The following is an 11187-nucleotide window of genomic DNA, read 5'->3' as shown; positions in this document are numbered from 1 at the left end:
TATTCATGATTATGATATTGCTTATAAGGTTGGTAATCTAAGTTGTTTGTTGACATTAGATTTATAACTTGCAGAAAAAAATACTAACTTACAATGAAGCGAATTATTATAATTGGAGCATTATAATGTTGGTGTTAAAAGATAATCTAAAAACTCCCCACATATTTTGATCACACTTTATTTTACAGCTACAGTTGCACTACATATCCGTCAAGCTAAGAAAAGCGAATACCCAAAACAAAGAAGTTGATGAGCTTAAGATTGTAGTATTTGGAAAGCCCATAGTTTTTAATGTCCAGTCAAACAAATACGATAAGTAATGTTTGACTAGTGAAACTATTTCCAGAGAGTTCAGATGCTAAAAAATAGTTTGTCTCTTGCTTTATAGTAAATTTATCCAACAACATTTATACGTAGTGCTTTCCATGCTACAATTTACTATAAGTGAGGAAAGAAGGTGTCTTATGAAAATATCCGTTTATGTTGCAAGTGCATTTAGCAAGGATCATAAAGGCGGAAATAAAGCAGGAGTGGTATTTATGGAGAATACATTGACCACTACTCAAAAAATGGCAATAGCCAAACAACTGGGCTATGCGGAAACCGCATTTATATCAGAATCTGAAATTGCTGATTATAAAATTGAGTATTTTACACCAAAAGAAGAAGTTGATTTATGTGGGCATGCCACAATTGGCTCTTTCACGATACTGATGCATTTAAATAAACTTTTCAAGAATCGCTATACGATTGAAACGAACAGCGGTGTTCTTACTATTACCATAAAAGAGGACATCATATTCATGGAACAAAACGAACCGATATTCTATGATGTTATATCTCCAAATGAGTTTATCGACTGCTTTGACATTAAAGATATAGACAATAAATACCCAATTCAAATTGTCTCCACGGGCTTAAAAGATATTTTAATTCCTATAAAAAGCGAAACACAATTACATACAATGCAACCTAATTTTGAAAAAATTAAAGAAATCAGCAAGTATTATAATGTTGTCGGGATGCATCTATATACTTTTAATGACAATCGAATTATATGCAGAAACTTTGCTCCACTATACGATATCAATGAAGAAGCAGCGACTGGAACTTCAAACGGTGCATTAGCTTGCTACCTTTATAAACAGCACTACTTGCAAAAAGAAGTCTATGTATTTGAACAAGGTTATTCTTTACACTCTCCTTCCGAAATATTAGTTAAATTAGCAACCAATAGCAAGAATGAAATAGAAAAAGTTTATGTTGGCGGCAAAGGATATTACTGTGAAACTAAGTGTTTACATGTAGAAAATATTGAGTGAAAATAAAAAAACACCGCATAAAAAGCTTGAGAAGGATAGAGAAATAGATAAAAAGCAAACACATTATTTAATTGAACAATGTGTTTGTCTTCAATCTGAAAGGATCTGATATGAATATCAGATCTTTTTTACTATATGTAATTATTTCACTGGTTCTTTTCCAGCTTTAAATACCGGCGCCTTAGCAGCGGAAATTTAGATTTCTTCATATTCGAACTAATAAGCAAAAAAACTTGTAGGAATCATTAGCAAGAGTTTTGTTTTGCTCTAACGATTTAACCTATCGACTGCTTCCGCACTTGTATCTACACGTTTAACGAAAAAAACTAATAGCAGTGCAACAACATTCATGCCAAGCGCTACATAGAATGAATGCTGAATTCCGGACAATAAAGCCTTCTGAGTTACTATTGCCTTCGTAGCTGCTGTGAAGGTTGTTGGATCTACATCAGACATTAGACTTTCAGCTTTTGTTGTTGTTACAGAATTCATAATCGTAACAAGAATAGCAGTACCAATCGAACCGGACACTTGTTGAGCTGTATTATTAACAGCCGTACCGTGCGGATTTAAGCGAGTCGGCAATTGATTAAGACCATTTGTCATAAGTGGCATCATCACCATTGCCATCCCAAACATCCGCAGTGTGTAAATAAGAATAATATGTGTGTGACTAGAGTCAATTTGCAGGTTTGCCAACATATAAGTTGAAACAGCTGTAATGGAAAGTCCTACTATGCCAAGAATCCGAGGGCCATATTTATCAAATAGTTTACCTGTAATTGGTGACATAACCCCCATTATTACCGCACCCGGAAGCATCATCAGCCCAGAGTTCAGCGGCGAAATACCACGGACGTTTTGTACATAAGCTGGTGTTAAAATCATACCTGAAAACATGGCCACCGCATTGACAATTGCAATTACAGATGCAAGTGCAAACATTGGGTACTTGTAAACACGTAAATCCAATAACGGTTCATTCATTTTTAATTGACGGATAATGAAAGCAATTAGGGCAATAGCGCCTATGATTAAAGTTGTTACGACAACTGTATCCATCCAACCATCGGAGCTTGCAGAACTGAATCCATATAACAAACCGCCAAAACCGACAGAAGATAATAGCAATGAGAGATAATCAAGTTTTGCATTTTTATTTTGTTTCATGACATTTTCAGATTTCCAAACCCCTAATAGTAAGCTAATGATTGCTAATGGTAAAATCATTTCAAAAAGCAAACGCCAGTCATAATACTCTACAATATAACCTGATAGTGTCGGTCCAATTGCTGGAGCTGTAATCATAACTAGTCCAAAAATCCCCATTGCTGTTCCCCTTTTTTCTCTCGGAAAGCTTACTAGCATAATATTCATTAACAAAGGTCCCATAACTGAAGAGCCTGCCGCTTGAACCATCCGACCAGTAAGTAATAAACCAAAGTTCGGTGCTACAGCCGCTAAGGTAGTCCCAAGAATAAAAATCACCATAGATGTAATAAATAAGCTCCTATTTGAGAAGCGGGTTATTAAAAATGCTGATGCCGGAATTAATATACCACTAACAAGCATATATCCTGTAGAAAGCCACTGGATCGTTGAATAATCTTGAATGTCTAAATCTTTCATTATTGATGGCAAAGCTACATTTAAAAGCGAGTTATTTAGAAATGAAACAAAGGCCCCAATAAAAAGAATTACAAGCATTAAATATGGTGGTTTTCTTTTATGTAATGTTTCACTCATATATTTGTTTGCTCCCTCATTATAAATTTCATTGATTCGTTTAAATCGTTTGCATATCTGCACAAGAATACTTTATCCTTGCAGTATTTTGCCAAACTCTTCGAATAGATATTCTCTTTTTAGCAATTCCCTTTTCTCACCATAACATTTTAAATCTTCTTTATTGACTAAATCCTTTATACACATGTGAATAAGATTTTGAAGGAATATATAAATGAACTTTTTTTGAAAATGACAAAATATTTAAGTAGACCACATAAAACGATCAATCTTTTTTATAAAAATGTAAAGAATCTAAAATTAAAACCCAAACATTTTGATTAAATTGTTTGGGTTTCTTCTATTTATAAAGTCAATATTTGTAGCAATACTTTAATCAAACTAACACCTATAACTTTTTAAAACTTATTGAATTTATCACTTGCTAATCTAGTAATAAAATACTGAACATCAAACAAAACAGTAGCAAGCAGAACGAACTTTATACATACTAGGGCCCATCTCATAATATTTTTAAACAATCGATTATAACGATATCCGAATCACTTTACATTTGAACCCATGTAATCCACTTCTCACCTTCTAACAATTCCGCTATATAACAAAAAAAAGCATTGGATACCCAATGCTTTTTACACTTACGCAAATAGAGATGTGTTCGCATATAAAGCTGGCGAGCCACCTGAATGTACGAATAAAATGTTATCTTCTTTATTAAATGTACCTTTTCTAATTAAGTCAATTAGTCCCGCTACTGCTTTACCTGTATACACTGGATCAAGTAAAATACCTTCAGTTTTCGCAAGTAACTGTACTGCTTCAACCATTTCTGGTGTTGGTAAAGCGTATCCTGGTCCTACATATTCATCAAAGCATGTAACGGCTTCGCGTGAAATAAAGTTTGGGATACCAACGTGAGCTGAAGTTTCATCTACAAGTTTTGCTACTTTCTCTTCTTGCTCAGCTTTTCCTCTACTTACGTTAATTCCGATTACAGGAATCTGGCTTTGCGTTCCAGAAAAACCAGTAATTAAACCAGCATGCATACCCGCGCTACCACTTACACAAACAACTGTACTGAAATCAATTCCTTGCTCGAATGATTGCGCCATAATTTCTTGCGCACAAGCAACGTATCCCATTGCGCCAGTAGGGTTTGATCCACCAACTGGTATTACATATGGTGTACTACCTTTTTCACTTACTTCTTTTGCTACTTTCTGCATCTCTTCCATAAGATCTGCTCCGTTTGGTACAACAATTACGTTTTCAGCACCTAATAAGTGATATAAGAAATAGTTTCCGTTAAAGTCTGGCTTCTCTTCTGGCTCAAGCCCTTCCTCTAATACAAGGATACATTTCATTTTCTCTTTTACCGCAGCTGCCAGTGTCAGGCGGCAATGATTAGACTGAATACCACCTGCTGTAATTAACGTATCTGCACCCTTTTCCTGTGCATCCGCAACTAGAAATTCTAACTTTCTCGTCTTATTACCGCCAGCTGTTAAACCAAGTAAATCATCTCGTTTAAAATAAATAGTCGGCCCACCAAGTACTTCAGAAAAATTGTTTAACTTTTCAATTGGTGTATATGATTCTGTATATTTTTTTCTCGGGAATTTAGCTAAATTCATTGTAACGCTCCTTTTGTACTTCTTTCACAATATATGTAACGATACTATTATTACATGTAAAAATGATGAAGTCACCTTTCTGGGTTAAAAATGTATTAGAATTTCATTTTGATAAGTAAAACCGTATTAATGATTTTAACTTAATTACGGTACATGAAATTTATATCAACGATTTTCTTAATATATCGATCGTAACTTGCAATATATCAACGATTTTCTTAATATATCGATCTATCGACAAAAAACGACAGACAAGCACCCATTTCTCATCAACAAAAAAAGAGCCCACACATTCAAATGCGGACTCCCTCCAATCACTTATTTACCGAAAAACGAAGTAACTGCGTTAATCCCGGCTCTAAATTCATTTCACCTTTATGACGTACGTATACAGTTTTATCTCCATCAAATTTCGGAGGATTTGCTTTATTATACGTATACCACTCATTCGTTCCTTCTATAGAGTACTCCATGTATTCAGTTGCATCGGCAATTACGTTTTTACTATCATCAGCTGTTACATCTGGTGCCATTTGCGCAACTTTTGAATCACTAACTAATAATTTCTTAATATCCTTATCACGTTTATAATCGTAAGCCGTTACGACAACATCGTTACCGTATGCTTTCACTTGCAGTCCTTGTTTAAATGAATATCCATCAGGAGCAGTTTTCTCTCCACCATTTGGTCCTGCTGACATCCAGCCTGTTTCAATCCCGCCCGTAGTTACAACAGTGAAACCTTTTTCATCTCCGCCTTTAATTTTCTTTTTACCAGCCCAGTCAGGTAAGTTTAAATCCCAATGCGTATGACTCGTGAAGAAAACAACTTGCGGATAGTCTTTTAATATATCGTACAATTTATCCACGTTTAAATAATCTTGTAAATATGGTGATTGTTTCGATCCGGATACCGTATCAGGTAAAACGTGATGAGAGAAAATGAAAATTGGTTTATTTTTATCTTTTTGACTATACTCTTCTAAATTTTGTTTAAGCCAACCTAATTGCTCATCACTCATATATACTTCGTCCCACATTTTTGAATCGTGGTATTTCATATATTTTTCAGTTCCTAAAAATAAAAGCGGATAACCGTCTAATTCTTTTTTATGATATACCTTTTCTTGCCCACTGAATTTCAGATAACGGTTAAATAGCGTTTCCTCAATTACACCATTTGGCCATGTATTTTGAGAAAGTTTCCCATCAGCTGTCCATTTCCCAGCATAAAACTCATGATTTCCAACAGTTGACCATACATTTTCCGGATGTTTATTTTTGTTTAACACACGCTTCACATCATCATATTGTGACTGCTGTCCAGTTGGCGTTATATCCCCATTCATAATAAGCGCTCTAGAAAGTGGCGTCACTTTGCTCATATCTTTTAACACGTGATCAAAGTCCCCTAAATCCCCTTGAATATCACTAATAACGTTAAAAGTTGTAGCTGATTTTCGGACTTGCTCTTTCCCTTCCGCATGCACTGAAAACGTCGGTAATAATGCCGCCATAACAGCTAATGAAGCAACTGTCTTTTTCATACAAATTCTCCCCCTACTAATAGAATGTGCAAACTGACATGTTCTGCTTTCTCTTAGGTGCTTGTCCAATTCATATTATAGGGAGAGATTGTAAAGGCTAATGGAGTGAAAAATTAATTGTTTTTTAAGAGATTTTGTCTTTTCATTGCACTCCACAATTCGAGATTCGCGCCAATCTAGCTTTCTAGCCTTTAACATTACATACATGTAAATTTTGATGTTAAATCTTTTCGTTTCATACGTTGTTTTTTATTACTTTTAATTTTCGGGAAAAATCCACTAATTAATAATGTTATAATCCATACCATTATTAGAATAAAATTTATTGTATTACCGGAATTCAAGCTGAAAACTCTCCACAAATAGGCAGCACAAAATACGAGGATAGCAGTAATAATAAGTAAAAATGTCCTAACTACTAATCCGATGTAGGATCTCTTCTCTTGCTTAAAAATGAAAGTTCTTCTACCTTTGTACAATCTAATCACAAATAGCAGCAAATATAAACCAAGTGTGGCTCCAATAACAATTGATGTAATAGAGTTGTTTTTTCTCTGCTCAGCTAGAGAGAAGTAACTTTCAGGTAATTTTCCCGTTTCATATTCAATCCATGCGTGGTAAATATCCTGTCGTAAGTCTATACCACCTTCACCATTTGTAAGGATTACCAATCCATCCTTTGTATTAGGAATGAAACCATAAAAAGAATGCCAGCCTCGATTGTCACCAGAATGATAAAGTAATTTCCATTGATTAGATAGTTTTTTTTCAAATATACCTAAACCATTCTCCCCTAATACTAGCTTTTGCATTTCTTCAACATGTTCACTTTTGATGACACCATTCCCTTTATTATTTGCATCCATGCTTGCAAGTATCAATGTCATCATATCCATAACATTTGTCTTAAGACCTGCAGCAGCCTGTTCGGTAAATTGGTAACTAGGGAGCTCCTCTCCAAAATATCCATAAGCTTTCGAAAGGTTATGGTTTTCAGGACGTTGTAAGAATGAACTAGATTTTATTCCTAAAGGTTTCATAATTTGTTCTTCCATATAACGATCAAACGGTATTCCGGTAACCTCTTCAATTACAAGTTGTAAAATTGTATATCCGCCACCAGAGTAAATTGTTTCTGAACCTGGTCTATTGGTAACCTCCACTGGTTCATTAAGCCATCCTTTTCCAGACAGAGATTCCTCAATAGAGTCAAGATGTTTCCCTGGTGCAACCCCGAGGTATCCTTTATGTGCAGACAGCCCTGCTGTATGACTTAATAATCTTCTTATCGTGACTTCATTATTATTAAACTCTGAATTAGGTAATTTCCATTTGGTCAGATATTTTCCAACGGGATCATCTAGTGATAAACGACCTTCATCTACAAGATGCAAGATTCCCCACGCTGTAAGGCTTTTAGATATAGAACCAGCTTGAAACAATGTATCATCACTCACCGCTTTTTTTGTCTTTTTGTCTACATAACCGTAGTTAAGTGTATAAGCAATACGCCCCTCATGTACGATACCTATTGCAACCCCTGGTACCTCATAATTCTCCTGCCATTTTGGTACCTGTTCATCCATCTTTTTTTTGAAATTCTCTATACTTCTATTAGTCAACGTGCCCGATTCTGCCCTCACCACATTTGTAAACCATGCTTCATTCATAATGAATATACAAATCATTAAACATAAAATACTTTTGCATATTATCGATGCTTTTTGTCTATTCTTCATTTGCTACACCCCTTTTTTCAGAATATTCTACCCATCGATTAGAATATCCCATTCTAATATCCTATTCTATCGATTTTTATTACTTAACCTTACAAAATTGTAATAAAAATCAAAGTTCTACATACTTAGGGGTTTTACTGTTCTTTATTCGAGGGCAGGAAATTTAATACAAAAAAGACATAGAGATCTCTCCCCATGCCCACCAATTCTCTACTTCTTCACTGCATGCACATAATGTACCGTCTCAAAAGCTTCTAAACAATCGTTTCGTCCTTCAAAATATAATTTATTTATGTCTTCTGGCGATAAATGCTCATAAATGAGTAAGCCCGCCTTCTCTAACAGTGCTTCCATTTCGGTATAAGAAAAACATGATTTCATCGATTCTCCGCCTACCGCAGCCATTTTCACCATGTTTTCAACTCGATTGGACAACCCTTTTTCTATAAATAAATTTTCATCAGGATAATCGAAAACAATGGAACTCCCCGCTGGAACCAACTCGAATAAACATTCTATTAAACTGGAAAGTTCCTCTTTCGTTAAATAGTACGTAACACCTAAAAGGCTAAAGAAAGTCTTTTTATTTTCAAATCCTTCATTGCGTAACTGTTCATAGGAAAATCCTTTCGTAAAATCCATGGAAACAAAATGAAGGTTATTTGGAATTTCAAATTCTGCCTCTTTCACTCTTATTTTCTTAAACGCTTGCGTAGAAGGGTGATCCACTTCAAATATTTCTATTTTATTTTCTAATTCTCGGTGCCTAAAGCTAAACGTGTCCAAACCTGCACCGAGTATGACATATTGTTTTGCTCCTAGTGTAATTTCATGTAGTAATACCTTTTCACAATATGCTGCACGTGCTAAAGGTGTTGGTGATAACTGAACTTGTGTAATCCATTTTAATATTTCTTTCGGATTATCTTGAAACTGCTCTGCAATATCTTTATTGAAAAAATGTATCCCTTGAACCATATTCGTTTCAATATTGTTACGTTCTTTTTGTGAAATGAAATCTTTAGCTACATAATCATCAAAGATTTTAGGACTATCAAATTCACTATGATATGCCCTGCTGAAAGCTGATACTAACGACGTTACACTTGCTTCACCTTGTTTCACGCACATACACTCTCCTTCATTTTCACAACAAAAATAGGGTCCCCCTGGCCAGGAGAACCCTATTATACACTTTATTTTTACATTGGTAAATTATAGCATAAATAAGTTTTTTTGTCAAGTTTTTAGCTCACCTTCACTCTAGCAATTTGTGTATTTTCTAGCAGGAATACTCCTTCTCGCATAGAATATTCCAGTTTATAACAACACCAACGGAGGCCGTCATGAAAAGGTTAGTTATCATTACAGTAGGAAAAACCCACAGCGGAAAAACTACATTTGCAAAAGTATTAGAAAAAGAGTTACCCCCTCTTTCGTTATGGACCAAGATAACCAAGCAGAATTTATTAACACACATTATGAGAAATTACAACCAACTGAAGGCCCTAATACATTTAAGCACGGTCTTTCGAAATTCATTGTTGATTATGCGAGAGAACATACAAGTTTACACCTTATTATTTGTAACTCTAATCGCAGTAAAAACGGAAGGTTATATTTATTAAACGAATTATTTCCACAAAATAAATATGTACGCATACTCGTTCACTTTGACATTCCAGATGATGTACTTTATGAAAGAGTAGCTCGAAGCAAGCGAAGTACCAATATTTTTAGAGGTGGTTATTCTAATTTCAAAGAAGTACTCGATCGACAACAGGCTGAATCGCTACATGAAGATGTGGTGGATCCTATAGAAAATGAGGCTGATTATTTGTTTGTTATTCACGATAGTAAAGATGTGAACACTACTATAGAGGAAATTGTTCATCTAGCTAAAGATTTGTCCCCTATCCCAAAATAAGAGATTATAAAAATTACATAATCATAGATTATTATGCAAATCCTTCCTCTGAGCGCCTAACATGGTATATAATAATAAAATAATCTACTTCTATATGCTCAATTCTACACAAAACAGCTCATGCATATGAAAGAAAAGAGGTACAAAAATATGAAAACAAAACAAACAATTGCTGCGTCTACACTAGCTTTAGCAATGATTGCTGGCGCAAACTCTGCTCATGCAGAAGTAACTGATGCTACTCCTCAGCAAAATACTGGAGATCGATTAGCTGAAATTAAGCAACATAAACAAGAGTTAGATGCGAAATTGCAGCAACACAAAGAAAACGTGGATCAAACATTGAATGAACTTAACAAGGTTAAGGAAAATGTTGATACGAAGGTGAATGAACTACATGAACGCAAACAAGTTGCTGATGAAAAAATCAACGAAATGAAACAACATAAACAAGAGTTAGATGCAAAACTTCAGCAAGACAAACAAATCGCCGAGGATAAAATCAATGAGATTAAAGAGCATAAGAAACAAGTAGATGATAAAGTTGCTGAGGTAAAAGAACATAAGCAAAATATCGATAACAAGGTTAATGAGATTAAAGAACATAAACAAACTGTCGATGAAAAAGTGAATGAAATTAAGCAACATAAAGAGAACATTGATCAAAAGGTTAATGAACTTAAGGAAGTTAAAAAACAAGTAGATGAAAAATTAGCTGAGTTAAAGAAAGCGAAACAAACTGCTGAGGACAAACTTGCTGAGTTAAAAGAAAACAAGCCGAATACTGGGAATACGTTAGAGGAACTTAAGAAAATTAAAGGCAATTTAGATAGTCTTTCCGCTAACTTAGAACTAGCTAAACAAGATGTGAAAAATAAGCTAGCTGAATTACAAAAGGCTAGACAAGACTTACTAAATAAAATTAACGAAATTAAACAAGCGAAACAAACTGTTTCAGACGATTTAACAAAGAAAAAACAAGACTTAGATATTAAAATCAACGACTTTAAACATACTGAGAAAAAAATTGATGACAAATTAGCTGAGGTACATACAACGAAGCAAAATGTTGATAACAAAATTAATGAAATATCACAATCGAAACAAACGCAAGCAGATAATAGTACTAAAAACAATAACGCTAGAGAACTTCCTAACGCTGGTAGTGAGCAATCAAATAATATGGCTTTAGGTATGTTATCTGTATTAGGCAGCGTTTTATTAGTAACACGAAATAAAATTAAAACGTTATTCTCAAAATAAAGCCATTAT

General features: G+C 34.5%; 7 protein-coding genes and 1 pseudogene. 3 read left to right on the top strand and 5 right to left on the bottom strand.

Annotated elements, in window-relative coordinates; all coding sequences use genetic code 11:
• The first annotated feature begins 464 nt into the window (after positions 1–464).
• Positions 465–1322: a PhzF family phenazine biosynthesis protein gene (locus tag A6J74_RS28875; protein ID WP_000704337.1), complete on the top strand. Its 858-nt coding sequence runs from the start codon at positions 465–467 to the stop codon at positions 1320–1322.
• A 267-nt stretch (positions 1323–1589) separates the two neighbouring features.
• Here A6J74_RS28875 and A6J74_RS28870 read toward each other — a convergent pair whose 3' ends face one another.
• The 5 genes from A6J74_RS28870 to A6J74_RS28850 all read right to left on the bottom strand — a co-directional run bounded on the left by A6J74_RS28870 (position 1590) and on the right by A6J74_RS28850 (position 9119).
• A complete protein-coding gene (locus tag A6J74_RS28870) occupies positions 1590–3068 on the bottom strand; it encodes a DHA2 family efflux MFS transporter permease subunit (RefSeq protein WP_000005107.1) in 1479 nt (492 codons plus the stop codon).
• A gap of 638 nt (positions 3069–3706) precedes the next feature.
• Positions 3707–4702 carry a D-cysteate sulfo-lyase gene (gene cuyA / locus A6J74_RS28865; protein WP_001046631.1) on the bottom strand — a complete coding sequence of 332 codons (996 nt, stop codon included), beginning with the start codon at positions 4700–4702 and terminating at the stop codon, positions 3707–3709.
• Between the two features lie 314 nt (positions 4703–5016).
• Complete coding sequence (locus A6J74_RS28860; protein ID WP_000754300.1) at positions 5017–6249, bottom strand: DUF4073 domain-containing protein; 1233 nt, start codon at positions 6247–6249, stop codon at positions 5017–5019.
• A 197-nt stretch (positions 6250–6446) separates the two neighbouring features.
• A complete protein-coding gene (locus tag A6J74_RS28855; protein WP_000797444.1) occupies positions 6447–7988 on the bottom strand; it encodes a serine hydrolase domain-containing protein in 1542 nt (513 codons plus the stop codon).
• Positions 7989–8198: 210 nt separating this feature from the next.
• The gene (locus tag A6J74_RS28850; RefSeq protein ID WP_002109383.1) at positions 8199–9119 is read right to left on the bottom strand and encodes a class I SAM-dependent methyltransferase; all 921 of its coding nucleotides are present in this window, start codon (positions 9117–9119) and stop codon (positions 8199–8201) included.
• Positions 9120–9334: 215 nt separating this feature from the next.
• Between A6J74_RS28850 and A6J74_RS28845 the strand changes: the two are divergent.
• Together A6J74_RS28845 and A6J74_RS28840 are read left to right on the top strand one after the other, a co-directional pair.
• A pseudogene (locus tag A6J74_RS28845) lies at positions 9335–9915 on the top strand (ATP-binding protein).
• A 150-nt stretch (positions 9916–10065) separates the two neighbouring features.
• Complete coding sequence (locus A6J74_RS28840) at positions 10066–11178, top strand: LPXTG cell wall anchor domain-containing protein (RefSeq protein WP_000851017.1); 1113 nt, start codon at positions 10066–10068, stop codon at positions 11176–11178.
• The last annotated feature ends 9 nt before the right edge of the window (positions 11179–11187 follow it).

The sequence above is a fragment of the Bacillus sp. FDAARGOS_235 genome (assembly GCF_002073415.2).
Classification (GTDB): domain Bacteria; phylum Bacillota; class Bacilli; order Bacillales; family Bacillaceae_G; genus Bacillus_A; species Bacillus_A toyonensis.
This window is presented reverse-complemented; position numbering and strand designations above follow the sequence as displayed.

Coding starts and splice junctions, on each gene's coding strand:
- A6J74_RS28875 (WP_000704337.1), top strand. CDS start 465: ATGAAAATATCCGTTTATGTTGCAAGTGCATTTAGCAAGGATCATAAA.
- A6J74_RS28870 (WP_000005107.1), bottom strand. CDS start 3,068: ATGAGTGAAACATTACATAAAAGAAAACCACCATATTTAATGCTTGTA.
- cuyA (WP_001046631.1), bottom strand. CDS start 4,702: ATGAATTTAGCTAAATTCCCGAGAAAAAAATATACAGAATCATATACA.
- A6J74_RS28860 (WP_000754300.1), bottom strand. CDS start 6,249: ATGAAAAAGACAGTTGCTTCATTAGCTGTTATGGCGGCATTATTACCG.
- A6J74_RS28855 (WP_000797444.1), bottom strand. CDS start 7,988: ATGAAGAATAGACAAAAAGCATCGATAATATGCAAAAGTATTTTATGT.
- A6J74_RS28850 (WP_002109383.1), bottom strand. CDS start 9,119: ATGTGCGTGAAACAAGGTGAAGCAAGTGTAACGTCGTTAGTATCAGCT.
- A6J74_RS28840 (WP_000851017.1), top strand. CDS start 10,066: ATGAAAACAAAACAAACAATTGCTGCGTCTACACTAGCTTTAGCAATG.